This window comes from Elusimicrobium simillimum (assembly GCF_049639735.1).
Taxonomy (GTDB): domain Bacteria; phylum Elusimicrobiota; class Elusimicrobia; order Elusimicrobiales; family Elusimicrobiaceae; genus Elusimicrobium; species Elusimicrobium simillimum.
The window spans coordinates 419,969-444,576 of record NZ_JBEVVA010000003.1; the positions used below are offsets into that span (position 1 = coordinate 419,969).

At 44.1% G+C, this 24,608-nt stretch carries 21 protein-coding genes and 1 tRNA gene; 9 read left to right on the plus strand and 13 right to left on the minus strand.

Annotated elements, in window-relative coordinates; translation table 11 throughout:
- Positions 1-239 precede the first annotated feature (239 nt).
- On the minus strand, positions 240-2,120 hold the full coding sequence (locus tag AAIR98_RS02665; protein WP_423970703.1) for an N-acetylmuramoyl-L-alanine amidase: 1,881 nt from the start codon (positions 2,118-2,120) through the stop codon (positions 240-242).
- Between the two features lie 25 nt (positions 2,121-2,145).
- Here AAIR98_RS02665 and AAIR98_RS02670 point away from each other — a divergent pair, with 25 nt between their 5' ends.
- From AAIR98_RS02670 to AAIR98_RS02695, 6 genes are all read left to right on the plus strand, one after another.
- Entirely contained in the window at positions 2,146-2,892 is a 747-nt protein-coding gene (locus AAIR98_RS02670) for a Nif3-like dinuclear metal center hexameric protein (RefSeq protein WP_423970704.1), read from the plus strand.
- Positions 2,893-2,909: 17 nt separating this feature from the next.
- Positions 2,910-4,139 (plus strand): M20 family metallo-hydrolase, encoded by a 1,230-nt coding sequence (locus AAIR98_RS02675; protein ID WP_423970705.1) that lies wholly within the window; start codon positions 2,910-2,912, stop codon positions 4,137-4,139.
- A gap of 15 nt (positions 4,140-4,154) precedes the next feature.
- A complete protein-coding gene (locus AAIR98_RS02680; RefSeq protein ID WP_423970706.1) occupies positions 4,155-4,598 on the plus strand; it encodes a hypothetical protein in 444 nt (147 codons plus the stop codon).
- Complete coding sequence (locus AAIR98_RS02685) at positions 4,599-5,381, plus strand: prepilin peptidase (RefSeq protein WP_423970707.1); 783 nt, start codon at positions 4,599-4,601, stop codon at positions 5,379-5,381.
- Positions 5,382-5,390: 9 nt separating this feature from the next.
- On the plus strand, positions 5,391-6,182 hold the full coding sequence (locus tag AAIR98_RS02690) for a hypothetical protein (RefSeq protein ID WP_423970708.1): 792 nt from the start codon (positions 5,391-5,393) through the stop codon (positions 6,180-6,182).
- Between the two features lie 74 nt (positions 6,183-6,256).
- Positions 6,257-7,129, plus strand: coding sequence for a hypothetical protein (locus tag AAIR98_RS02695; protein ID WP_423970709.1), 873 nt, complete (start codon positions 6,257-6,259; stop codon positions 7,127-7,129).
- A gap of 280 nt (positions 7,130-7,409) precedes the next feature.
- Here the strand turns inward: AAIR98_RS02695 and AAIR98_RS02700 are convergent, their stop codons facing one another.
- Positions 7,410-8,627, minus strand: a complete 1,218-nt coding sequence (locus AAIR98_RS02700; RefSeq protein ID WP_423970710.1) for an FtsX-like permease family protein — start codon at positions 8,625-8,627, stop codon at positions 7,410-7,412.
- Positions 8,628-8,731: 104 nt separating this feature from the next.
- Here AAIR98_RS02700 and AAIR98_RS02705 point away from each other — a divergent pair, with 104 nt between their 5' ends.
- Entirely contained in the window at positions 8,732-9,232 is a 501-nt protein-coding gene (locus tag AAIR98_RS02705) for a type IV pilin protein (protein WP_423970711.1), read from the plus strand.
- A gap of 66 nt (positions 9,233-9,298) precedes the next feature.
- Here the strand turns inward: AAIR98_RS02705 and AAIR98_RS02710 are convergent, their stop codons facing one another.
- The 10 genes from AAIR98_RS02710 to AAIR98_RS02755 form a co-directional block, all read right to left on the minus strand.
- Positions 9,299-10,414 carry a hypothetical protein gene (locus tag AAIR98_RS02710; protein WP_423970712.1) on the minus strand — a complete coding sequence of 372 codons (1,116 nt, stop codon included), beginning with the start codon at positions 10,412-10,414 and terminating at the stop codon, positions 9,299-9,301.
- Positions 10,359-11,567, minus strand: coding sequence for a hypothetical protein (locus AAIR98_RS02715; protein WP_423970713.1), 1,209 nt, complete (start codon positions 11,565-11,567; stop codon positions 10,359-10,361). Before AAIR98_RS02715 ends, AAIR98_RS02710 begins: the two co-directional genes overlap by 56 nt.
- Before the next feature lie 251 nt (positions 11,568-11,818).
- Positions 11,819-11,904 (minus strand) — tRNA-Ser (locus AAIR98_RS02720).
- A gap of 84 nt (positions 11,905-11,988) precedes the next feature.
- Complete coding sequence (locus tag AAIR98_RS02725) at positions 11,989-13,161, minus strand: SpoIIE family protein phosphatase (RefSeq protein WP_423970714.1); 1,173 nt, start codon at positions 13,159-13,161, stop codon at positions 11,989-11,991.
- Entirely contained in the window at positions 13,154-14,830 is a 1,677-nt protein-coding gene (locus AAIR98_RS02730) for a [Fe-Fe] hydrogenase large subunit C-terminal domain-containing protein (protein ID WP_423970715.1), read from the minus strand. The genes AAIR98_RS02725 and AAIR98_RS02730 overlap by 8 nt, the downstream gene beginning before the upstream one ends.
- A 14-nt stretch (positions 14,831-14,844) precedes the next feature.
- Positions 14,845-15,084 (minus strand): NAD(P)H-dependent oxidoreductase subunit E, encoded by a 240-nt coding sequence (locus AAIR98_RS02735; RefSeq protein WP_423970716.1) that lies wholly within the window; start codon positions 15,082-15,084, stop codon positions 14,845-14,847.
- A gap of 15 nt (positions 15,085-15,099) precedes the next feature.
- On the minus strand, positions 15,100-15,849 hold the full coding sequence (locus tag AAIR98_RS02740; RefSeq protein ID WP_423970717.1) for a phosphotransferase family protein: 750 nt from the start codon (positions 15,847-15,849) through the stop codon (positions 15,100-15,102).
- Positions 15,850-15,851: 2 nt separating this feature from the next.
- Positions 15,852-18,473 (minus strand): bifunctional acetaldehyde-CoA/alcohol dehydrogenase, encoded by a 2,622-nt coding sequence (gene adhE, locus AAIR98_RS02745; protein WP_423970718.1) that lies wholly within the window; start codon positions 18,471-18,473, stop codon positions 15,852-15,854.
- Between the two features lie 11 nt (positions 18,474-18,484).
- Complete coding sequence (locus tag AAIR98_RS02750) at positions 18,485-19,117, minus strand: redox-sensing transcriptional repressor Rex (RefSeq protein WP_423970719.1); 633 nt, start codon at positions 19,115-19,117, stop codon at positions 18,485-18,487.
- A gap of 402 nt (positions 19,118-19,519) precedes the next feature.
- Positions 19,520-20,440 (minus strand): LysR family transcriptional regulator, encoded by a 921-nt coding sequence (locus AAIR98_RS02755; protein WP_423970720.1) that lies wholly within the window; start codon positions 20,438-20,440, stop codon positions 19,520-19,522.
- A 70-nt stretch (positions 20,441-20,510) separates the two neighbouring features.
- Between AAIR98_RS02755 and AAIR98_RS02760 the strand changes: the two genes are divergently transcribed.
- The gene (locus AAIR98_RS02760; protein ID WP_423970721.1) at positions 20,511-21,428 is read left to right on the plus strand and encodes a DMT family transporter; all 918 of its coding nucleotides are present in this window, start codon (positions 20,511-20,513) and stop codon (positions 21,426-21,428) included.
- 4 nt (positions 21,429-21,432) lie between these two features.
- On the opposite strand, the gene AAIR98_RS02765 is transcribed toward AAIR98_RS02760, so the two are convergent.
- Positions 21,433-21,702, minus strand: coding sequence for a hypothetical protein (locus AAIR98_RS02765; protein WP_423970722.1), 270 nt, complete (start codon positions 21,700-21,702; stop codon positions 21,433-21,435).
- A gap of 74 nt (positions 21,703-21,776) precedes the next feature.
- Here AAIR98_RS02765 and AAIR98_RS02770 point away from each other — a divergent pair, with 74 nt between their 5' ends.
- Positions 21,777-24,491: a valine--tRNA ligase gene (locus AAIR98_RS02770; protein WP_423970723.1), complete on the plus strand. Its 2,715-nt coding sequence runs from the start codon at positions 21,777-21,779 to the stop codon at positions 24,489-24,491.
- Positions 24,492-24,608: the final 117 nt, after the last annotated feature.

The window sequence follows — 24,608 nt, forward strand, 5'->3', positions numbered from 1 at the left end:
ATAGTTTTATATCAAGGCTTGTATCTTCATTTTATCAAATTAATTAAGGTTAGTTAACTTTAATTTATGTTGATTTACCCGAATGAGAATATCAAAGTTAAATATAATATCAGTCTAGTTGTACTAATTAGCCTTTGCTATGCAAAGAAAAATAGCCTAAGCGGGAGGTGTTCACACAGCCGCGTTGGCGCGGCTGCTCAACATGACGGACAATTTTCTTTTCATGTAAAACTAAAATCTTATTTCTTTTTTATCTTTACGGCGGCTTTTTTAACGGTAAGCTTTTTGCCTTTGTTTTTGGGTTTTACTGGCGGCTCAGGCTTGACGCCGTAGAACCCAAGTATCCCCTCATATATAGCTTTAACAAAGGCAGCGCGGGTATCAGCATTGCGTACCATATCTTCCTGCTCTGGGAACATTAAGAAAGCGTTTTCCGTCAGTACAGAAGGAAACTGCGGCGCACGCACCGTGGAAAAGTCCCCAACTTGCGTACCGTTGTTGGGCAGCTTTACATTGGCGGCAAAAGCGTCGTTTAAGCTTAGCGCAAGCGGTTTGCTGTGCTCGTTAAAATAATAGATAACAAAACCGCGTTTTCTGGCAAAAGGGCTTACGCTTACGGGCAAGGCATTGTGGTGTATACTTACAAAAATATGGGCGCCCTCTTTAATAGCGCGTTGTGTGCGTGTTGCCAGCGAGGTTTGCTCCTTTTCGTTCTTGCTCATAAGCACGCTTGCGCCAGTTTTCTCAAGCAGAGCGGCAACCTCTTTGGCGGTTGCCATATTTACCTCATATTCCAACAGCCCCGTGGGGCCTACCGCGCCGTCATAGTTGGGGCGGCGTTTGGGGGAGTGGCCGGGGTCCAGCATAATTTTAGCGCCTTTAAGCGGTTTGCCGGGTATTGGCGTGAGTATAGGTTTGTGTATTAATTCAAGTACAAAATTACCGTTTTCAAAAGCGTAATCATAGCCCCACAGAGGCTGGCCCTCATGGTAATTGATTTTAAACTTCATGGTGTTTGCCGCAGCTATTTCAAAGGAGATGCTGGCTACCAACGCGCTGGCGGGCGCTTCAACCACAGGCAAATACTCTTCTGTGTTAAACATGGTAACTTCAAAGGCTTCAGTCGTGCTTGTTGTAAGCAGCGGCGCTTTGCGTGTACCGTAAAAGATTATTCTTGTTTTTGTGTCCAAATTTTCAGATGTCACGGTTTCCACTTTGTTTAATTCCAGCGGTTTTTTTGTGAACTTTATTTTGGCGGCTTCTATCCAGCCTGTATCGGTATCTGTCAACTTTACGCGGTACATATTATTGGCCAAGCCAGTTATATTTACATTGCCAAACATACGGTAAAACGGATAGAGAAAACCCTGTGTAACGGCCTGGGTTCTTATGCGGGTGTTTTCAAGTTTGACTTCGGCGGACAGCGGTTCTTTAGCGTCTAAAATTTTTATTTTACCGCCTGCTGTAATTTTATTTTTGGTTTTAGAGGCGGGGTGGTTTATTTTATAGTTTACTTTGGCCGCCTTAGCTTTGTCATTTTCCTGCATGGTGTATGCGGCCTTATAAAGACCGGGTTCCGTTTCTGTAAACGCTATATCTTTAGCGTCTTTTATGCCAGTTATTGTCGCGGTAACTTCCGCCCCGGGCACGGCGTAGGCGGCCAATTCTATTTTGTCGCCGGGCAGCGCCCAAACGTCTGTCTTGGGTAAAATGCTTTTAGGGTCAAACTGCGCTGTGGTAAAAACTTTTGTATCGGTGCCTTTTACTTTTACGGTTCTGGTGGCTTGGGTAACGGTTTCGCCATTGGTTGTTTGCAGTAAAAATGTAAAATCGCCCACTTCTACAGGTAAAAATGTTAAAAAACCGCCGTTTGAATATACCGGCACTTCCACGCCGTTAATTGTAAGATTGGCCTTAGGGTCAGCCACGGAGCCGAACAAAAAAATAGATTTCGCGCCCGCGTCTATAGCCATATTTTCATGCGGAAATTCCACTGAAATAGGGTAAACTGTTTTTGGGTTAGCCTCACGCAGCGGCAAATTGGCGGCAACGGGCACATCTGCGGCGTGAATTGTCGCGCAAAAAATGAGCAAAAAGGCTAAAAAAACGGTTCTCTTCATAGTAATAAAATGATAGCATAAAGTTATGATCACACGCGACAACATAATTAATTATATTAACGGCTATTTAAATTCCGCCAATGTTAAAGATTCTTCCCAAAACGGTTTGCAGGTTGAGGGGAAAGAAAAAATTAACAAAATAGTTTTTGGCGTGTCGGCCAATATGGAACTGTTTAAAAAAGCCAAAGCCGCCGGCGCGGATATGGTGGTGGTGCACCACGGTTTGTTTTGGTCGCACGGGCCGCTTATAACGGGGCTTTTTAAACGCAGGGTAGAATTTTTAATTAAGAATGACCTTAACCTTGCCGCCTGGCACCTGCCGCTGGACATGCACCCGGTTGTGGGTAACAACGCGCAAATAGCAAAAGCGCTGGGCCTTAAAAAAATTACGCCTTACGGCAATTACCACGGCACCGATATCGGCGTATACGGCACACTGGCCAAGCTCAAAACACTTGCTGAAATTGAAAAAACGCTAGGCTTAAAAGCCAATACAAAACTTGCTTTCGGCAAGGCTAAAATAAGTACGGTAGGTATAGTATCGGGCGGCGGCTACAGCATGTTTGAGCAGTTTGCCAACCGCGGGGCAGATTTATTTATTACAGGCAGCAGCGAAGAATACGTGCAAGAAATCTCAAGAGAATGTAAAATAAATTATATGGCAGTAGGGCACTATAACTCAGAAACCTACGGCGTCAAAGCGCTTATGAAAGAAGTCGCGCGTAAATTTGGCGTTAAGGTTGAGTTTATAGACGTCTCAAATCCGCTGTAAAAGGAGTAGTTATGAGTATGAAAGATGTTTTTAAGAAAATTGACGGGTACAAAAATTTTGTTATAGAACTGCAGTCCGGTTTAACAGCGGCTCCTGCCCTTTCCCCAACCTTAGAGGGCGGCCTGGGTGAATTTGACAAAGCCGCGTTCATAGAATCAGTACTTAAAAAAATGAAATTTGACGAAGTCTACCACCTTGACGCGCCGGACAAAAAGGCCAAAAACGGCAAACGCCCCAACATTGTAGCCAAATACTACGGTAAAGATAAAACCAAAAACTTTTGGGTAATGGCGCACATGGACGTGGTTTCCCCCGGCGACATGTCACTGTGGAAGACAGACCCCTTTAAAGCAGTTGTAAAAGGCGACCTTATTTACGGCCGCGGCACCGAAGACAACCAGCAGGGCTTAGTTTCAGGCCTGCTTACCGTTAAGGCGCTTATGGACCTGGGTATCAGGCCTAACGTAAACTATTGTTTGCTTTTCAACGCCGACGAAGAAACCGGCAGCGAATACGGTATAGATTACATAGTTAAAAAACACCCCAAAACATTTGGTAAAAACGACTGTGTTATGGTACCGGACAGCGGTAGCGCAAAAGGCGACGAAATTGAAATAGCCGAAAAGCTTATCTTATGGGCCAAGTTTACGGTTAAGGGCAAACAGACGCACGCCTCTATGCCTGACCACGGCGTAAACGCTTACAGAGCCGGCGCGGCTTTAATATCAGAGTTAGACAGTGCGCTGCACAAAAAGTTTAATAAAAAGGATAATAAATTCAGCCCGTCTATCAGCACGTTTGAGCCGACTAAGAAAGACGCTAACGTAGCCTCTATAAATATTTTGCCGGGCGAGGATATTTTTTACTTTGACTGCCGCATACTGCCCGTTTACACAATAGCGGCTGTTAAAAAAGAAATGATGGCCGTCATAAAAAAGATTGAAAAGAAATTTAAAGTTAAAGTAATATTTGAAGCGGTGCAGGAAACGTCCTCCATACCTACAGACGCCAAACAACCTTTAGTGCAGGCAACTGTGGCGGCGGTAAAAGACGTTTACAAAGTTAAACCTAAAGTTATCGGCATAGGCGGCGGCACGGTGGCGGCGTTCCTTAGGAACAAAGGCATACCTTGCGTGGTGTATTCCAGGCTGCTTGGCACTTTGCACGGGCCTAACGAATATTCCAGCATCAAGCATACAATCGGCGACGCTAAAATATTCGCGCATATCGCCCTAAACTTAAAATAAACAGTTGGAGTTTGTATGAAGTTAAATTTCTTGCGTAAGACCATGGCAAACAACCGTGGTCTTACCAAAAAAGAAGTTTTTATAGCAGTAATTCTTATAGCGGTGCTTGGGTCGCTCAGCGCGGTAAAGTTTGTTGATATCAACAATAAATGCAAAGAGGGCAGCACCAAATATAACCTGTCGCGCGTAAGAAGCGCGATAGCCGCTTACTACGGCGATCACCAGGGCACTTATCCTACAGATAACTTGTCCTCACTGGTGCCGCAGTATATAGAGGTTATGCCGCACGCCCCCGCGGTAGGTAAAAAACCCAGCAATAAAGTTCATGTAATAGGTGACAATATACAAGAAGAAGGCGGGTGGATTTATAATAATGACCCTAAGAGTGAAGGCTGGGGCGATATTTACGTAAACAGCGCGGGTACGGATTCTTCGGGCAAAAACTGGAAGGAGAACTAGGTGGAAATTTTTATTATTGCCGTGGCGGTTGCGTTCGGACTCATTATAGGAAGCTTTTTAAATGTGTGTATTTACAGAATACCGCTTAACCAGAGCGTGGCTTTCCCGGCGTCGCATTGCATGAAGTGTAATACCAAAATTAAGTGGTATGACAATGTGCCGGTGCTTTCTTATTTAATTTTACGCGGCAAGTGCCGCAGCTGCGGTGATAAAATTTCTTTCCAGTACCCGCTGGTGGAGTTGGTGACAGGCATTTTGACGGGGTTTTTTGTGTGGAGATACGGCCTTACCGTTTGGACGGGCGTTGTGCTGGTGGCGGTGTACAGCCTGATAATACTATCTGTAATAGATATGAAGATAATGATTATCCCGGACAGGTTTTCTTTAGGGCTTATAATATGGGGTCTGGCATTTTGCTGGTGTAACCCTAACTTTAGCGGGACGTATTTGCAGACATTGTGGCAGAGTTTTTTAGGCGGGTTAGTAGGCTTTGGCGGTTTGTTTGCCATAGCTGTGCTGGGGCTGCTGCTGTTTAAAAAGGAGTCTATGGGCGGCGGCGATATTAAACTGATGGGCGGTGTAGGCGCGCTGCTTGGCTGGCAAGGCGTGATAACCACGGTTGTTATAGCCAGTGCGGCGGGCTTGGTTTATTCCGTTTATCTTTTAATAAGAAAGAAGGCGGGCAGAGAGTCAGCCATACCGTTCGGCCCGTTTTTAAGTTTTGGCGCGCTGGTAAATTTATTTTATTTACTGCCGCCTACTATATTTTTAATTAATCCTTAGGAGAATGTTATGAAAAAGATACTTGCGGCGCTGCTGCTTTGTATGACATTTACATTTGCCCACGCGGCAAATTATTATGACGATATTGACGACGGTTACTATCAAAGACTTACCGACCCGTACTACATGCAAGGACTTGGTGTAATTGTTTTAGACACAACGGGCTGGATAGAGCAGAGCATACACGGCCCCAAAGATAAAGTGTACGCCGCCAACGAAACCATGACAATAGGTTTTACGCCGTGGTTAGTTATGGGTGCGGGCATATCATATGTAAAATATGACGCTACGGACGAAAAAGATTTTCTTAACCCATACGCCGTAGCAAGAATAAGATTTTTAGACAGATTGTTTAAAATTGACGTTATAGGCAAAGTTACCTTTGACGCTTTTGACACGGTGGCCGAGGGCGGCATAGAGTCCGGCACGCAAAAATACGACGGCACGCTTATTGTTGGCCCCAGGTTCAGCTGGATAAGCTTTGGCGCGAAAGGTTTTTACCAGTATTGGAGAAAGGGTACCGAAATTATTAACCCGGACAGAGAGTATATGTCTAACATTGGCGGCGCGGGCTTTGTAAGTATAAGGCCGCTTAGCTTTTTTGATTTTGGCGGCGAAGCCGGCTATATAGTGTATGACGCCATTAAAACAAAAGATGAGAAACTTTTTTATTTTGACCTTAACGCCAACTTTCAGGTTTATAAAGATAATATAGCCTTGGGCGCTTTCTATTATTACAATAATTACAGCGAAAGCGAAGACAGGCACGCCCTGGGCGCCAGGTTAAAACTAGCGTTTTAGTTTAATTAAATAAATAAAATAAAAAGATAAAGCGTTGCGCTTTATCTTTTTATTTTGATTAACGGAGGATGTAAATGTTTAAAAAAGTATTAGCAGTAACCGCCATTTTGGCGCTGGCATGCGGCGCGTACGCGGCCGACGCGGACAAAAGAGGATGGGAGCTGGACCTTAAAAAAATATCGCTTAATATAACCAGCACAGAAGTAAAAAACGCCGATAAATACGCCGACTTTTCCGACGCCAGGCTGCACTCTGACAGCCAAACCTTAATACAAGGTTATCTTAATATGACAGGCAACTATTACGCCCAAAAATATGTATGGGCCAATACGCTGCTGGCCGAATACGGCCGCACAAAAGTGCGCCCGGCCGACGGCACCGAAACAACCACTAACGAAAACGTTGACCGCATTGTTTTAACAACAGACTACACACTTAGAATGTGGAATGTGGAAAACTTTTTGGGCGGGTTTGAAGCGGGCCCGTTTGCCAATATTGAGTATGATACAGAATTTACCAAAAGCGGCGGCAATAATAGAAAGCAGGTTGTAAGCGCGGGCGCGAAAATATTTGAGGGTAAATATATTAAAAGCTTATACGCCGCAGGTGTGGGTGAATATGATTTTACCTATAACCCCGAGTCAACTAAGTTTGCCTGGGAAGTAGGGTTTAATGTTGAGCAGCCTATAAGAGAGGGCGTAAAAGCCGTGTACTCAGGCTACTTTAGAGATTATGTGCATTCATCAGAAAAGAGAAATACTGACGTTGATTATGAAATGGAGTTAGACGCGCGTATGGACGTATTGGTATATAAAACACTCAGCATAGCGCCGTTTGTTACCTATTATTTAGCACAGGCCGAACACTTTAGCGGGCTTGGGCAAAATGTATATGTAGGGGTTTCCTTCTCATTTAGCCACTTATTTATAAAGGCCAAAGGTGCTTAGGAAATAGAAGTCCTAAATATTTAACAGGGTGCGCAAGGTTGTGATGGCGTTTTTGCGCTTCGCGTTCCCGGTAGTTCGCTCTCTGCGCTCGCTTAGGTTTCAATCAGCGGAATAAAATTTCTTCGGCTTTTGGCAAAATTTGGACGTTCTCCTTTCCAACACACCCACCGTGTTGCCCGCACCAAGTGTGCTGGAAAGGAGAACGTCCAAATTTTACTCAAAATCCTGTGAAATTCACTTTTACTACTACACTAATAACGGCATAAAAAATATTTAGCGCTTAAGAACCGTAGCGTATAGCTTCTATCGGTTTGATTCTTGAGGCTCTTAATGCAGGATATAGGGCAGTTACGAAACATAAAACGTAACTGCCTATTATTACGCTTACAACATCGGTAAACATAATTTTGACAGGTACGCGGCTAAGTGAGTATACATCGGCCGGAAGGTCCACAATATTAAATGTGGATACCACATAGCACAGCACCAGAGACAGCAGTATCCCGCATATTATACCGGCGGTGCACACCATCATGCCTTCCCAAATAAAAATTTTGCTTATGCTGCGCTGGTTTGCGCCTATTGAGCGCATTATGCCTATTTCTTTTAGCCTTTCTTTGCCCATTAAAATAAGGTTAGACGCTATATTAAGCGCCGCCACAAGTATGATTAACGACAGTATTATAAACATGCCCAGCTTCTGCAAACGCAGCGACGCGTAGAAAGTGCCGTTTATGTCCTCATATGTACGCACGCTAAAGCCCTGGCCAAGCGTAAGGTAAAGTTTGTCTACCACTGTTTGCAGGTCGCTCAGGTTATGCAGTCTTACGGCAAAACTGTTTGCACCGTTCTTCATGTCAAAAAACTCGCCGGCTGTTTTTAAATCTGTATAGGCCACGTTGTTATCATAATCATAATAACCTGTTTTTAAAACGCCCGTTAGTTTAAACTTTTTCATCTTTGGCATGGCGCCCGCTGTTGTTTTGACGGAGTTTTGGGATATAAAAATAACGTCGTTGCCCACGCTAAGTCCCATTTTTTCTGCTATGGCGTAGCCAAGCACTACGGCTGGGGTTTTATCCGCGGTATTTTCAAAGCAGCCTTCTGTGATAGAGGCTGTTAAACTGGTAACTTTACTTTCTTTTTGCGGGTCTATGCCGCGTATCATAATGCCGTTTGATTTGCCGTCTTTAGTAATAATGGCGTGGTTGTAAAGGTTGGCCGCGTAGGCGCTTATTTCAGGTATTTTATCAAGTTTTGCTTCTGCTGTTTTAAGGGCGGGTTCTGTCATGTAGCCAAGTATTATTATGTGGCTTTGCGCGCCAAGCACTTTGTCTTTAAGTTCGGTTTCAAAGCCTGTTATTATAGCCATAGCCGTAATAAGCGTGGCCACGCCTATAGATACGCCTGCTATTGCTATAACCGTGGTCAGCATAGAAAACAGGCCCTTTCTCTTGGCGTTAAGGTAACGCAGCGCTACTGAAAACTCAAAACTCATTTAATCCCCTTAAAAGTATATAAGTAATTTTAACATATTTGTTTTATAGTATTTTTAGGGTATAATGATGGCAGATACTATTTTCTATCTCAAAGGAGATATATATGTCAAAAGGGTTTACTCTTATAGAGTTATTGGTGGTAGTTTTGATTATAGGCATACTTTCAGCTATCGCCCTGCCGCAGTATACAAAAGCTGTGGCCAAGTCCCGCGCGTCAGAGGCTTATTTGCTTGGTAAAGCGTTTTTACAGGCGGAACAAATATATTTTCTTTCTAATAACGTTTATACAAGTAACGCGGAGGACTTGGATATTGAAATGTCCGGCGCGACTTCAACGGCGGGCGATGACAGCAGCGGTACTTACGGGAAGGTAACGTTAAAGAATTTTAGTATTTCACTAAGACCGTTGGAAGACGGTGTTGTTGTAGTACAAAGTGTCGGCGGAACAAAACCACAGTCTTTTGAATATGAAATAGTTTATGATAAAAGCAGCAAGATGTTTTGCCGCGCGCCGGCGGCGGACACAAAATCACAAGGCATGTGCACTGCGCTGGGCGCTAAAAGCACCGGAAGAGGCACTACCTGGCTGGAGTTTACTTTTTAATTTTATATGTTAATCTAACAAAAACGGGCAGGCCGTTTAGACCTGCCCGTTTTTATATTATGAAAATTAACGCATAATTAACTCTTTAGCGTCTGAAAACATGAAATCCCTTTTTATCAGCAGCATAATGTCCGCGGGGCGCATATTATAAAGCGCTTTATTTTTTGTGCCGGGCGGAATAATATTTAAAACCACGTGGGTGTCATTTGTAATATATTCGCTAAATATAAAAAAACCTTTATAGTAAACTCTTTTATACGGGTTGGGTTGTTCTTCTTTTTCAAAACGGCCTGTCATAAGTGACGGCGGCCAATATTCGCTTTCGGCCTGTCCGCCTGTGTTATATACGGAAATTATTTTATGTTTGGGGAATATTTTAAGCGCTAGGTCCGGCAGAGACGGGTTTTTGTGCGGGTCGCCGTATACCATATGCATTGCGCCGCCAAACGCGGCAACTTTACCGCCGCCGGCTAAGGAGGCTTCCATATGGGCTATGGTGTGTAAATTTCTTAACTTCATACCTTCTTTATCTGTCATGCCTATGTCAGTATCTTTTATATAACTGTCATTATTTTTATAATCTTTAGGTGTGTCCGCGCAAATTACTTCCACGCCCTTTGCAAGCAGCCTGCATGTTTGCGCCAGCAGCAGGTCTGAGTTTTGATAAGCTTCGTCCGCCATTGCTCTGCATACGTCCAGCTTCTCTTCAAGAGAGTTAGCTTTATTCTGCCGTGCTTTCACATTGTTTAGCACTCTTTCGTAATTTTGGCTGCGTTCCCACAAAACATGCGTAACAGGTTTAAGGCCGTTTAACTTGGCATATTCATTATATTCTTCAATATAATTCATGGTTACAATATGCGGCAGCGCGTATACGTGCATTTCCCCAAAGAACAAAATGTCGTTGTCCGCGAAAAGATTTATATAAAAATCTTTAGTTTCTTGGGAATTCATTTTTTTTACGTTGGCGTCGTAATAATCAAACTGGCGGCGCGGGCCCTGCATATACCAAAGGTAGTTGTTTTGCAGCTTGTTTGCATTTGCAAGGTCTACTGCGGCTGTTTGCAAAGCGTAACGGTCTTTAATCTCATTAATTGTGATATTAAAGGGCTTAAGAGCCTGGGCGTTAGCGCATACGGACAGTATTAAAATAATTTTCGTAAATATGATTTTTGTTTTCATGGGTTGTATTCCTGTCGAAGTATTCTTGCTTTAATTTTAACTCTCGCATAAGATAGTTCTCATCTATTTGCGTCGGAAAATATAAAATAATGTCTGCGGGCCTGTGTTTATATTCTTTGCTGACGGTGCTGTACTGCGGCGGTATTATGTTAACCACACCATAGAAGTTATGCGGCTTTTTGTCGAAAATTGTTTGGAAAGCGATGTCGCCTCTTGAACGTTGTTCAAGATCTCTTAGTTTTTTCTTACAATTGTCACAAAAGAAATCCCACTCTTCATTAGGCCCGCCGTGTACAATAACGGAGATTATGTTTTTTTGGGGATAGCGTGTTTTAAGTAAGTCCGGTATGTTTATGCTGTTTTTTTCATCAAAAAAACCGTATGTTGTGTGCGCCGCGCCATTGTGGAAAACGATTTTGCCCTTTAAGTTGGTTTTTTCTACTGTGTCCAGCATTTTGTAGTTTCTTAGGTTTATTCCTTCTACAGACAACGGGCTGATTTGGGTGTCGTTAATAGTCATGTTAAAATAAGCGCAGCAATCTTTTTCATCACCTTTATCCGCATCAAAATTAAAATCCGCGTAATGTATATTTACACCCTTAAACATAAGTTTGCAGAGAACCTGTTTTTCAAAAGTTTCTATTATACTGTGTCTTATGTCTGAAGATATGTAGGTATAATAGCCCGGACATACTTCGTTTTCTTCGCGTCCTATTGCTATCATTTGTTTAATATATTCAGTATTATCTTTTCTTTCTTCGCTTTCCAGCACGACGTCTGTTATTTTGTTGTCCGCGGTAAGGTTGTATTTATAAATTTCCCACAAAACAAAAGATTTAGAAAAAATGTCTGTATGTTTTTCCCCAAACAGGATTACGTCGTTTTTATCAAAAATATTTTTAATCAGGGCGTCTTTGCCTGCTGTGGAAAGTTTGCGTTCGTGGGTGGTTATGTATTGGTTAATAACCGCTTTGTCTTGCATAAACCATGCTGAGTTATCGGCAGGCAGCCTGTGTATTTCGCTTAGCGCATGCTTGGTGTCTGCGGCGTACTTTTGCCTTAGTTCTGCTATTGTTTTATTATAATCAACACCTTGCGCAGACAGTTGGCAGGCGGTTAAAAAAACGGTGGTTATTAATAAAATTTTTCTCATATATAAATATTAAATAATACGTATATAAATAACATGGGCCCAAAGACCTAATTTCAAATAGGTCTTTGGGCCCAATGCAAATTAATTGTTTATGGTAATACGGAAGATATTATATTGCCGCTAACCTCCGCTACGAGCCCACCGGTTTAGAGATATTTTTAATGGAGTGAGGTATATCGTGAGCCCCCGGAGTGGTGCGAATATCCGAATGGAGTTAAAAAACAAAAATTCGCCAAAATCTGAAGAAAAAACGGAGAGGGAGGGATTCGAACCCTCGATACCTTTTGGGTATACAGTCTTTCCAGGACTGCGCCTTAAACCACTCGGCCACCTCTCCTAAATTCAAATACTATTATAGCAAATCTTGCTAACGGCGTAAAAAAAGAGACTATTTTCTAACGGAAACATCAAAATATAAAACCTAAAAATAACTTACTTTAATGCGTTTGCCCATTTTTCTAAGGCAGTCGGCCAGTTCTTCAACAAGTCTCATTTTAATGTTAAAGTTTATTGGCAAGTCCGGGTTTTGGTGGGCGGGGTTAACCGCGCGGCCTACGTAAAAATTAATATCTGTAGCTTCCTCAAACAATAGCCTGGCTATTTGCGAGGCGCCGTCTTTTTTGTGGCTCCATTGTGAATATGTTTCGTTGTCTTTCAGGTAATCTTTGGCGTATGTTAAAACTTTGTTTATGGTTACCACGCCCTCTGTCACCATGTCAACGCCCTCGATAGTAGCCATTGGCGGAACGTCCGGGTCATGAAAGTCCAAGCCTTGCACAATTTCTTTACCCAAATATTTTGCCGCTATGGACGATGTTGTGCCGCCGCACACAATGTGCTTGCCTTCTTTTGAGAAGAACAGCGACATCATTTTATCGCAGTCGCTGCGGTTAGACGGCGGACCTATTACCAGGTTCATAGGTTCGCGCTTGGCTATTTTTACTGTGCATACGGTGGTGTCGTCGCCGGGTTGTCCGCCGTACAGGCGGTAGCATTCGTCCAGTAAAATTTTGGTAAGTGTTTTAGCGGTGAAGCCTGTGTAGTAAAAGGCTTTCATGTACTCTATAATATCTTTTCTTTCCCAGCCAAAGTTAAGCTCCGGCCCGATGCCGGCGTGTATGGCGCCGTCGCTCATGGCTATAAAAATGTCGTTTTCTTGCAGGATAATATTGGAGCGGTAGATTTTTTTGCCGTTAATATCCATAAGCGTGGTTGGCATAGGGTACGGCTCGCCGCCGCGCAGCATTATAACCTGCGGGTTGTCGTACTGTATAACTTCCATTTCTCTATTGTTTATCACACGCATGATGGTAAATGTGGAGTAGGCCATACCACGTACGGAGCATACAGGCAAAGTGGCAGTAATAGTTTGCACGCATTCCTCTATATTCATGTTTTGGGAAATCATTGTGGAAATAATTTTAGAGGTTAACGTAGATAAAATATTAGCCTTAACCCCGCTGCCCAGCCCGTCCGCCAGTACAATTACGGACGAATAGTCGCCCTGCGCGGCCATGTCAATATGGTCCCCGCAAAGGTACTCGCCGTATTTATTAAGGCTTTGGTATCCTATGTCAGCGTAAAGATCATTCATCGGAAATGGATTCCTTAAGTTTGGTTAAAGCTATTTTAGTTTCGGCCGCGGTCTCACCCAGCAGTGACGCTATTTCCTGCACAATACGCATTTGTTTATCTACCACTTTGTCGGCGGTTTGTATTGTTTGGTAGCGCATATCTTCTTTCTTTTTGGCCTGCTCTTCTTCTTCTGTAATGTCACGCATTACGTAGATAATTACGCGGTTGGCGCGGTCGTAAATAACGGTTTCTTCAACGTATTTGTTGTACTCAGGCAAATAGGCGCGGCGGTTGCGCAGCGGCTTACCGCTGGCGCGTACTTCCATAAAAACTTTAGGGTCTAATATTCTTACAACAGGTTCGCCAAGTATGTCTGATGTCTGGCGTATGTTAAGTATAGCTCTGGCGGCCTTGTTGATTTGCTGTACTTCAAGGTTCTCATTAACCACAACAATGCCGTTGGGCGTGTTGTGTATGATGATGTCGGAAAATGTTTCGGCCTTGTCTTTTAAAAACGGCAGGCACATAGAAAGGTTAGCTTTACCCTGGTGCACGGCAACCGCTTTGTCGCGGCAGGTATTGTATCCGCAGGACCCGCAGTTTAGCTCATCCTCCGGTTTATTTTTGCCCATTTTTTTAAGTATGTCTTGCAGTTGTTCGTCAGTAGGCATGCTTTTTTTAATTTGTATGGGCAGGAAACGCTGGTAGAGGAAGTCTTTTACAGGCTCCGCCACTTTAAAATCTTTTTTGCCGGCGTAGTCGGCCACTTCCATATAATCACGCAGGGGGGAATGGTTGTACTTTTCCATAACCGGCCCGCCTATGCAAGAGCCCGCGCAGGCGGACATTTCCACAAAACATTTGGAGACATTACCCTTCTTAATGTCTTCAAGCGTTTCTATACACTTTTCCATGCCGTCTATGGCAATGTATTTGTAATCTTCGTTACTGCAGTCCATAGTTTTTAAAATACCGCCGCTGGTGGGGAAGAAGCGCGCTTTGCTTTCTTCTTTCTTTTCTTTTTTTTGCTCCAGCGTTATGCCCTCGGCCTCCAGCCATTTGCTAAGCTCGTCAAAGGTAAGCACATAGTCAACTATGCCTGTAAGGCGCTGGGCTTCGTCTTTTTTAGAAATGCAGGGGCCTATAAAAACTGTTTTGGCGTTTGGGTGCCTTTTTTTAATATCAAGGCAATGCGCCTGCATGGGGGAAACTACGTCGGCTAAATATTTCAAATTTTCAGGAAAATATTTTTGTATAAGTAAGTTAATAGAATGGCAGCAGGAGGATATTACAATATCTTTGTCGCCTTTTTTAAGCATGTTTTCGTACTCTTTTTTCACCATCGTAGCGCCAATTGCGGTTTCTTCCGCGCTGTGAAAACCAAGTTTTTTAAGCGCCGCTTCAAGAGCCTCAATACCTACGTTGTCAAAGTTGGCCACAAATGACGGCGCTACGCTGGCTATCACGGGGTCGCCCCCGTAAAGAAGTACTTTTACATTTTCTACGTCTTCTACAATTTTTTTGGCGTCTTGAGGGCATACCACAAAGCACTGCCCGCATAATATACACTCTATATCAATGATGTGCGCCTGGTTGCCGGAAAACCTGATAGATTTTACCGGGCAGTGTCTTATGCATTTGTAGCAGTTTTTGCAGTCTGTTTTATTAAGCTTTAATATTTCCCTCATACACGCTCCGCTTTTTAAGCTTTAACAAGAATCTCTTTTTCAAAAAACTCTTTGGCGTCCTGCGCGTGTACAGAGTGTACCGCGCCGTCTATTGTAACGCAAACGCCTTTTTGGCAGCTGCCCATGCAGAAAGTTCCGCTAAGGTCCACCTTGTCATTTAGTTTATGCTCCTTAATGAGATACTGCAGCTGTTCCACAACCTGGCGCGATCCCTTTAAGTGGCAGGAACTTCCTATGCAAACCGTAATCTTCATACTAAGTTCTCCTTGTTATTCAAAATCCACTACATTAATAAAGTGCATTAAAAACTCACGTTCGGCCGCTTTGCCTTTAACGGATTGAGAGGCTGCTACTATCGGTATCCATGACTGGATATATTTTTTCTCTGTATTGCTTTTTTTGCAGAACAGGTCTAAATATTTTTCCGCGCCGCTAATGTTACCGTCAAGGTTAAACAGTAAATATGTTCTGGCCACGTCGGCAGAGGCGTTGCCTTGCGTGGCGTGGGACCAGTCTAGTATATACGGCGTGCCCTCGGGCGTTACTATAATATTGCTGGGGTTAAAGTCACCGTGGCAGACTTTATTATGTTTAGGCATGCCTTCTAAGCGTGTGTGTAACTCGTAGCGGGTGGCGTTGTCAATGTCGGCCTCAGATATTTTGCGGTTCATTTTATCTTTAAGTTTGCTGAGCAGCGGCGCTTTTTTAGAGTGCACTTCCATTTGCAGGTCAACAAACATATTTAAATATTCGTCAAACTTATCCGGGTTTTGGGCCATAAGCTCGGCCAGTGTTTTGCCTTTAATAAATTCTGACACTATTGCCCATTTGCCGTCTACTTTTGTTACCTCAATAACTTTGGGTATATTAAGGCCTGTTTCCTCAACGCGGGCCTGGTTTAAGGCTTCGTTAAGTACGTCGGCTTTGGAGTAGTCTTCATTAAAAACTTTAATGGCTTTGTCGCCGTCTTTGTATATTGTTTTGGCTGTTCTTACGGCTATAATTTTGTCTAAGTTCATAATTATATTCCTCCTTTTTTGCCGTAGTAGGCGTTAAGGTACATTTGTTTAAGTTCGGCAATTAACGGGTAGCGCGGGTTGGCGCCGGTGCACTGGTCGTCAAAGGCTTGTTCTGTCATTTCGTCAAGGCGGGCTAAGAAATCTTTTTCATCAATATTGTAATCTTTGATAGTTTCTTTTATGCCGATGGCGGCTTTAAGCTCGTCAATTTTCTTGATAAGCGCTTCCACTTTGTCTGCGTCCGTTTTACCTTTGCAGCCAAGGTATTCGGCTACTTCGGCGTAGCGGGCAATGGCCTGCGGGTAAGCGTACTGTGAGAATGTGCCCATTTTTGTGGGGGATTCTGTAGCGTTAAAGCGGATAACCTCGTCAATCATTAAAGCGTTAGCCACGCCGTGCGGCAAGTGGTGGAACGCGCCCAGCTTGTGCGCTAATGAGTGGCACACACCTAAGAAAGCGTTGGCAAATGCCATGCCGGCCATTGTAGCGGCGTTAGCCATTTTTTCTCTGGCTACGGCGTCCTGCGGGCCGTTGTCATAGGCTTTAGGCAGGTACTCAAATATTATTTTAAGTGAGCGAAGGGCCAGTGAGTCTGTGTAGTCTGTAGCCATGACTGAAGCGTACGCTTCTAAGGCGTGTGTAACAGCGTCTATGCCGGAGGCGGCGGTTAAACCTTTAGGCGCGTTCATCATCATGTCAGCGTCCACTATAGCCATGTTGGGCAGCAGTTCATAGTCGGCCAGAGGGTATTTAACGCCTGTTTTTTCGTCCGTAATAACGGCAAACGGCGTAACTTCCGAGCCTGTGCCCGCTGTTGTGGGTACGGCAATAAAGTAGGCTTTTTCACCCATTTTTGGGAATGGGGAGACGCGTTTACGTATGTCCATAAATCTCATGGCCATGTCCATAAAATCAGCTTCCGGGTGTTCGTATAATACCCACATAATTTTGGCCGCGTCCATCGCGCTGCCGCCGCCAAGGGCGATAATGCAGTCCGGCTTAAAGGATATCATCTGTGCCGCGCCCTCTTTAGCGCAGGCAAGCGTCGGGTCCGGTTCCACGTTGTAGAATGTGGTGTGTACTACGCCCATTTCGTCTAACTTGTCGGTTACTGATTTTGTGTAGCCGTTGTTAAATAGGAAAGAGTCCGTAACGATAAAAGCTCTCTTTTTGCCGAGCACGTTTTTAATCTCGTCAAGCGCTACGGGCAGGCAGCCTTTTTTAATATAAATTTTTTGCGGTGTTCTGAACCAAAGCATATTTTCTCTCCTTTCAGCTACTGTTTTTACGTTTAACAGATGTTTAACCCCTACGTTTTCCGCCACGGAGTTACCGCCCCATGAGCCGCAGCCAAGCGTGAGTGAGGGGGCAAGTTTGAAGTTGTACAAATCACCTATGCCGCCGTGTGAGGACGGTGTGTTTATGAGAATGCGGCAGGTTTTCATTCTGTCGCCAAAGGCGGCAACTTTTTCTTTGCCTGTAATCTCGTTAACATATAAAGATGACGTGTGGCCGTAACCGCCGTCCGCTATAAGGTGTTCGGCCTTGGCAAGAGCGTCCTCAAAGTTTTTGGATTTATACATGGCAAGCACGGGGGAGAGTTTTTCATGCGCGAACTCTTCCGACAGGTCTACAGATTCTACCTCGCCTATTAATATTTTAGTTTTAGGGTCTACTTCCACGCCGGCTAACTGTGCTATTTTGTAGGCGGACTGGCCGACTATTTTGGCGTTAAGCGCGCCGTTGATGATAATGGTTTTTCTAACTTTTTCCGTTTCTTCTTTGGTCAGCACATAGCAGCCGCGTTTTACAAATTCTTCTTTTACTTCTTTGTAAATTTTGTCGGCTATAATTACAGATTGTTCAGACGCGCATATCATGCCGTTGTCAAATGTTTTGGAAAGGATTATCGAGCTGACCGCTAACTGAATATCCGCGCTGTCGTCAATAATAGCGGGCGTGTTGCCCGCGCCTACGCCTATAGCGGGCTTGCCGCTGGAGTAGGCTGATTTAACCATGCCGGGGCCGCCGGTGGCTAAAATAATGTCGGCCTCTTTCATTACTGTGTTTGTCATGTCCAGGCTGGGGGCGTCTATCCAAGATATTATGCCTTTAGGCGCACCGGCCGCTACCGCGGCTTCTAGTACTAACTTAGCTGCGGCTATTGTGCTGTTTTTGGCCCTAGGGTGGGGGCTGATGATAATACCGTTTCTTGTTTTAAGGGCTATTAGAGTTTTGAAGATGGCTGTGGATGTAGGGTTGGTTGTGGGGATAACCGCGGCTATTACGCCTATAGGGTCGGCCACTTTTTTAATGCCGAAGGCTTTGTCTTCTTCAATAACGCCTACTGTTTTGGTGTTTTTGTAAGCGTTGTAAATATATTCTGCAGCGTAGTTGTTTTTAATAACTTTATCTTCCACTACGCCCATGCCGGTTTCTTCCACGGCCATTTTGGCAAGAGGTAACCTGGCTTTGCCGGCGGCGAGAGCGCCGGCTAAAAATATTTTATCTACCTGCTCTTGCGTATAAGTGGCAAAAACCTGCTGCGCCGCTCTTACAGATTCAATGGCGGCCTTTAGCTTTTCCACACTGTCCACAATTTCGTACTTTTGTTTCTTGTCCATACAAGGTCTCCTTAGGATTTTTTTCTTTTGCTGGTTAATTGTTTTTTAAGATGGTTAGAGAGCAGCGCGAGAGATACCGCCATGTTCTCATTATGCAGCAGGATGTTTTGCGGCACGCTGAGGTGCACGGGGGCAAAATTCCATATTGCAAGAATGCCGTTTTGCGTAAGCACATCACACACTTCCTGCGCGGTCTCGGCGGGGACGGTGATGATACCTATTTTTATGTTTAGCCTTTTGCACAAATTGCCAAGTTTGCTAAGCGGGAATATTTTGCGCTCTTCTTTGGCGTTTTTGTCCAGGTCAAACGCGGCTACTATATTAAGGCCGTATTGCTTAAAGCCGGAATAGTTAAGTAAAGCTCTGCCCATTTTACCGGCGCCTATAAGCACGGCGTCTTTTGTGTTGTTATAACCTAAAAAAGTTTCCAGGTCTCTTGCCAGGTCGCAGACGCAGTAGCCCGTTTTGGGTTTGCCGCCGCCGCTTACGCTGGCCAGGTCTTTACGCACCTGCACCTCGCCCATGCCAAGCGCTTGCGCTATGGCTGTGGCCGATATATTGCCTGTGCTGCCCAACGTCTTAAGATAGTTAAGATAAACAGGCAGCCTTTGTAAGGTGGATTTGGAAATTTCTTTATGAGTCATACATATATTTTAGAAATTAGGAAACCTAAAGTGAAATGTAAAAAAAGCATATCGATATACTTTTATCGATATATCTTTACTGATTATATATTTATAATTCTGAAAAGTAGTGTCAAAAAACTTTCCCTCTCCCTTGTTGGATGGGAGAGGGAAGCGAGCATAGCGAGCAGGGTGAGGGTGAATATGAGTGCAATATCTACTTATAAAACTTCTGTTTAAATTTACGGCAAATATTGTGAATATATTGGCTGGGGATATAAAAATAAATATTATTTGCCAAATAACACTCATATTCACCCTCACCTGTTTTTGTTTAACCTTGCGGCTAAACAAAAACTTCCTCTCCCATCAAAGAAGGGAGAGGATATTTGTGTATTTAGAAATTGTTCCAGATAGGTTTTATTAAAAAGTGCTTTTGGCTTTGTTTAGCTGGGTTATGAATTTGTTGTCCAGGTCTGTAAAGCGGTAGTTCTTTCTGTATACAAGTACGTCTTTGTAGGTTTTTTTGTTTACCAGGCACGGCTTTTGCACCAGGCCGTATTGTTTAAGCATTCTGGCAGGCAACGGCGACGCCCACATAAATGTGCCAGGCACATTGCTAAGCAAATCAAACTGGCTGCCGCGCTCAAATACAAAAATATGTTTGTCCACAAATTCCGAAAGTTCGGCCTTTTTTACGTCTATTTGCGGTAGTGATGGTACGTACGGGTCCGCGTGTGCTATTTCTATATATTTACTTAAATCTGCGGGTTCTATTTTTTTCTGTTTAGCAAGCGGGTGGTTTTTGTCCATGAGTACTAAATAAGAAAACTCGCGCACCAGTTCAGATGTAAGGCCTTTTTCGTAAAGCATGGTTTTAAAGTAGGGCTCAAATATTTTTTGGTAGCGTATTATGGCCAGCTTATAGTCCGCCTGTAAAATATTGCTTATGGCACGCATGGAGTTGGTTTCTTTATAAAAAATCTCGGCCGGTTTGGTGGTGTCTATAGTTTTGGCAAATTGGGTGAATGCGTCGGCAATATAGCTGGCGCGGGGTACGGATATTGAAAACTGCTGTTTATCGCTTTTGCCTTTGCTGTACAGCGCTTTAACCTCGTCCACCTGGGAAATAATTTTTTTGGCGTACTGCAAAAATTCCTCCCCTTGCGGTGTGGGGGAAATGCCTTTAGAAGTGCGCTTAAACAGCGTTATGCCTAAAATCTTTTCCAGCTCTTTTATGGCGCGGCTAAGGTTAGGCTGGCCCATGTACAGGTTTTCGGCCGCTTTGCTTATGGAGCGCGTCTTTTCTACTTCTATAATATATTTAAGGTGTGAGAGATTCATATTTTATACCTTTATATAGTATATATAATAAACAGCCCGCCCGCCCCCAAAATGATAAAATTAAAATAATATGATTTACGTTAAACTTGCAGTAGCAATATTTTTTTGGGGTCTTACATTTTTATTTACAAAAATGGCGCTTACCGATGTCAGCATAACCACGCTGGTACTTGTCAGGAGTACGCTGGGCCTTGGCGTGGTGGCTTTGTTTTTGCGTGAGTTTGCGTGGATTAAGCAGGTATCGGCGTCTGACTGGTGTAAATTCGCGTTCCTGGCTATGATAGGCATACTTATACAACAGCATGTGCAGGGGTACGCCATTTTACATACCAGCACCAACCATGCCGGCTGGTTAAACGCTTTCAGCCCGGTTGTGGTGGCGTTTATAATGGTGGTGTTTTTTAAAGAGCATTTACCTATAAACAGGGCTACGGGGTTTTTGGTTTGTATGCTGGGGGTAGTTTTAATTTTCTTTTCAAAACAGGCTTTTGTAGACGGCAGCGCTATGCCGACGTCTAAGGGCGATATTATTATTGTACTTACCGCTATTAACTGGGCTTTTTATGTTATACCTATGAGTATTTGGTTTAAAAATATGCCAAACCTGCGTGTTACGTTTTGCATACTTATGGTGGTGGTACTGGTGCTTTTACCTTTAGAGTTTATTGGCGGGTTTTATAAAGATTTTACGCATATCAGCCCCAAGGCGCTGTGGAGCATGGTATACCTTGGTATATGCTGCAGCGGTTTTGCGCTGTTATTTTATAATGAGGGCGTTGAAAAGATAGGCGCGTCCAAAGCCAGCGCGTTTTTATACGTGCAGCCTTTAATAACAACCGCTTTTGGTTACCTTGTACTTGGCGAGAAAATTAATAAAGAGGCCGTTATCGGCGGCGTGTTAATAATGGTTGGTTTATATTTAATTAATGTGCGCCGCCAGCATGTTAAAAAATTCTACATCACACTTATACGGTATTTTAGGGTTTAACAGGCTATTTGAAACGGCGGATCTGAAAGTCGCTGCTTACAATGCCCAGCGCTTTTAATATAAGTATAGGTAAAAATAACATAATAAAAACTATCGCTATAATTAAGGACAGTAAAAAGCCGCCAACTAATATCGCTATGGCTTTTAAAACAGTGGCTAGTCCCCTGGCAACTGGCGGCGGGGTGCTTTTTGGGGGCTCGTTAAGCGGGCGGCCGTGCTCGTCCAGCACTTCCACTTCTATAACTTCAGTTTCCACTATATCTTTGTTATCCATATACTAATATTATAAAATATATAGTAATGCAGTACCACACTTACCGTGTGCCCTTTATCTTGGAGGAATTACAAATGTTGCCTAAAGCATATGAACCTAAAGAAGTAGAAAAAAAATTAGCAGACGCCTGGCAGGCCGCGCAGCTTTTTGCCGCACAGGTAGATAACGCTAAGGAACCTTTTGTAATAGTAATTCCTCCGCCTAACATCACAGGCGCTCTTCACATGGGCCACGCGCTTAACTGTACTTTGCAGGACGCTCTTATAAGAACTGCCCGCATGCAAGGTAAAGAAGCCTACTGGGTGCCTGGCACAGACCACGGCGGCATTGCCACGCAAAACGTGCTGGAAAAGAAGCTTGCCAAAGAACGCGGCGTTACCCGCCACGACCTTGGGCGTGAAAAATTTTTAGAAGAAATGTGGCAGTGGTACGAGGAATGCGGCGGCGCAATATTAAACCAATTTGAGCGCATGGGCTTTGCCTTAGATTTATCTAAAAACAATGTGCGCTTTACCATGGACGACCAGCGTGCCAAAGCCGTGTACGAATGCTTTAAACAATGGTGGGATAAAAAGTATGTTTACCGCGGCAAACGCATGATAAACTGGTGCGTGCGCTGCAACACCGCTCTATCTGACATTGAAGTAGAGCACGAGCAACACAAAGGCAAGCTTTACCACCTGCATTATAAGGCCGAAGACGGCGGGCAAGGTATAATAATTGCCACCACCAGACCCGAAACTATTTTTGCAGACGCCGCCATAGCCGTTAACCCTAAGGACGACAACTACACAGGCCTGGTTGGCAAAAAAGTAAGAATACCGCTTACAGACCGTGTTATACCTATAATAGCGGACGAAGACGTTGAAATAGGCTTTGGCTCCGGCGCGCTTAAAATTACGCCGGCGCATGACCCGGTGGATTATGTAATAGGCCAGCGCCACAATTTGCCGGTGCTTGTTGTAATATCAGACAAAGGCAAAATGATTAACTGCCCCGAAAAATACGTAGGCATGGACAGAGAGCTTGCCCGTAAAGAAGTGGTAAAAGATTTAGAAGCGCAGGAATTTTTAGTAAAAGAAGAAAAGCACGATAACGCGGTAGGCACCTGCTACCGCTGCGGCAGCGTGATAGAGCCTTATCTCAGCGAGCAATGGTTTGTAAAAATGAAAGACCTTTGCGCGCCCGTCATAAAAGCGGCCGAAACTGAAGAAGTTAAGTTTCACCCCATTAACTGGAAAACGCCTTACCTTAACTGGCTTAATAATATACAGGACTGGTGTATCTCACGCCAAATATGGTGGGGGCACAGAATACCCGTTTGGTACTGCACCTCATGCAGCAAAGGCGGCTTAGTATATGCCGACACAAAACAAGGCGGCAGAGAAATAAGCAAAGTTTCTTTTGAAGACGGCGCTAAACCTATAGTATCTTTTGATAAACCGCACAGCTGCCCGGACTGCGGCGGCAATGATTTTGTGCAGGACCCCGACGTGCTGGACACATGGTTTTCATCCGCCTTATGGCCGTTGTCAGTATTTGGCTGGCCGGACAAAACTAAAGAGCTGGACTTTTTCTACCCCACATCCACCATGGTTACTGGTTATGAAATATTGTACCTGTGGGTTGCCCGCATGGTTATGACGGGTATTGATTTTACGGGCAAAGTACCGTTTAAAGACGTGTTTATCAACGGTATTGTCAGAGATAAAACAGGCAAAAAAATGTCCAAGTCACTAGGCAACGTTATTGACCCGCTGGACATGACGGCCAAGTACGGTACCGACGCTGTGCGCTTCTCGCTCCTCATGCAGGCCGTGCTGGGCAAAGATATTCCGTACGCGGAAGAGTCTATATTTGGCGCGCGTAACTTTTGTAATAAAATTTACAATGCCTCGCGCTTTATACTCATGAACATGGGCGACTTAAAAGGCCCGTTAACCATGCCCGCGGAAATGAAGGAACTGGCCGACGCCTGGTTGGTTGACCGTTACAATACAGCCGTAAGAGTAGCTAAGGAACAGACCGAAAAGTATAACTTTGCCGGCGCCGCTAACGCGCTGTATCACTTTTTGTGGGGTGATTTTTGTGACTGGTACGTAGAACTTGCCAAAGCAAGGTTTGAGACGGACAGAGAATATGTTATGAGCATTATGGTTAATGTGCTTTACGGTACGCTTAAAGCGTTACACCCCATGATGCCCTTTATTACCGAGGAAATTGCGAACGTGTTAAAACCGTACACCGGTTCTGATAAAGAATTTTTATTGCAAGATTCTTACCCGCTTTGCAACGGCGCCCAGCTTAACCCCGCCGCGGTTGAAAAAATGGAACTGCTAAAAGGTTTAATCTCAGCCATACGTACCGTGCGCTCTGAGTTTAACGTGCCGCCGGGACAAAAGCTTAATGTAAGCGTAAAAGTGTCTGACGCCGGGGAACTTGCCGTTATAAACGAGTACGTTAACTACATTACTCTTATGTGCAGGCTGGACAGTTTTACAGCGGGCGCGGATACCGCAAAAAAAGCCAAAACAGCCACAGCTATTTACTCTACAGCCGCCGCTTATATTGACCTGGAAGGTATTATTGACCTGGAAAAAGAAAAGGCCAGACTTTCCAAAAACATAGCCGCCGGCAAAGCCAATGTGGAAAACCGCCGCGCCAGGCTGGCCGATGAGCGTTTTGTAAACAACGCGCCGCAGGAGCAGGTGGATAAAGTAAAGGCGGAGTTAGCGGCTGAGGAGCTTAAGCTTGCCAGCGCCGAGGCCTCTTTAGCTGATTTAGCTTAAAATAAAGTTTTACATCCCCCGCTGTTTAACCGGCGGGGGATGTTTTATTTATAGGCCAAAAGACCTATATTAAGTTAGGTCTTTTGACCCTGGTCACGTAAGTAATATAAAGATATA

Bases quoted from the DNA above. Each gene is read 5' to 3' on its own strand.
- AAIR98_RS02665 (WP_423970703.1), bottom strand. From the start codon at position 2,120: ATGAAGAGAACCGTTTTTTTAGCCTTTTTGCTCATTTTTTGCGCGACA.
- AAIR98_RS02670 (WP_423970704.1), top strand. From the start codon at position 2,146: ATGATCACACGCGACAACATAATTAATTATATTAACGGCTATTTAAAT.
- AAIR98_RS02675 (WP_423970705.1), top strand. From the start codon at position 2,910: ATGAAAGATGTTTTTAAGAAAATTGACGGGTACAAAAATTTTGTTATA.
- AAIR98_RS02680 (WP_423970706.1), top strand. From the start codon at position 4,155: ATGAAGTTAAATTTCTTGCGTAAGACCATGGCAAACAACCGTGGTCTT.
- AAIR98_RS02690 (WP_423970708.1), top strand. From the start codon at position 5,391: ATGAAAAAGATACTTGCGGCGCTGCTGCTTTGTATGACATTTACATTT.
- AAIR98_RS02695 (WP_423970709.1), top strand. From the start codon at position 6,257: ATGTTTAAAAAAGTATTAGCAGTAACCGCCATTTTGGCGCTGGCATGC.
- AAIR98_RS02700 (WP_423970710.1), bottom strand. From the start codon at position 8,627: ATGAGTTTTGAGTTTTCAGTAGCGCTGCGTTACCTTAACGCCAAGAGA.
- AAIR98_RS02705 (WP_423970711.1), top strand. From the start codon at position 8,732: ATGTCAAAAGGGTTTACTCTTATAGAGTTATTGGTGGTAGTTTTGATT.
- AAIR98_RS02710 (WP_423970712.1), bottom strand. From the start codon at position 10,414: ATGAAAACAAAAATCATATTTACGAAAATTATTTTAATACTGTCCGTA.
- AAIR98_RS02715 (WP_423970713.1), bottom strand. From the start codon at position 11,567: ATGAGAAAAATTTTATTAATAACCACCGTTTTTTTAACCGCCTGCCAA.
- AAIR98_RS02725 (WP_423970714.1), bottom strand. From the start codon at position 13,161: ATGAATGATCTTTACGCTGACATAGGATACCAAAGCCTTAATAAATAC.
- AAIR98_RS02730 (WP_423970715.1), bottom strand. From the start codon at position 14,830: ATGAGGGAAATATTAAAGCTTAATAAAACAGACTGCAAAAACTGCTAC.
- AAIR98_RS02735 (WP_423970716.1), bottom strand. From the start codon at position 15,084: ATGAAGATTACGGTTTGCATAGGAAGTTCCTGCCACTTAAAGGGATCG.
- AAIR98_RS02740 (WP_423970717.1), bottom strand. From the start codon at position 15,849: ATGAACTTAGACAAAATTATAGCCGTAAGAACAGCCAAAACAATATAC.
- adhE (WP_423970718.1), bottom strand. From the start codon at position 18,473: ATGGACAAGAAACAAAAGTACGAAATTGTGGACAGTGTGGAAAAGCTA.
- AAIR98_RS02750 (WP_423970719.1), bottom strand. From the start codon at position 19,117: ATGACTCATAAAGAAATTTCCAAATCCACCTTACAAAGGCTGCCTGTT.
- AAIR98_RS02755 (WP_423970720.1), bottom strand. From the start codon at position 20,440: ATGAATCTCTCACACCTTAAATATATTATAGAAGTAGAAAAGACGCGC.
- AAIR98_RS02760 (WP_423970721.1), top strand. From the start codon at position 20,511: ATGATTTACGTTAAACTTGCAGTAGCAATATTTTTTTGGGGTCTTACA.
- AAIR98_RS02765 (WP_423970722.1), bottom strand. From the start codon at position 21,702: ATGGATAACAAAGATATAGTGGAAACTGAAGTTATAGAAGTGGAAGTG.
- AAIR98_RS02770 (WP_423970723.1), top strand. From the start codon at position 21,777: ATGTTGCCTAAAGCATATGAACCTAAAGAAGTAGAAAAAAAATTAGCA.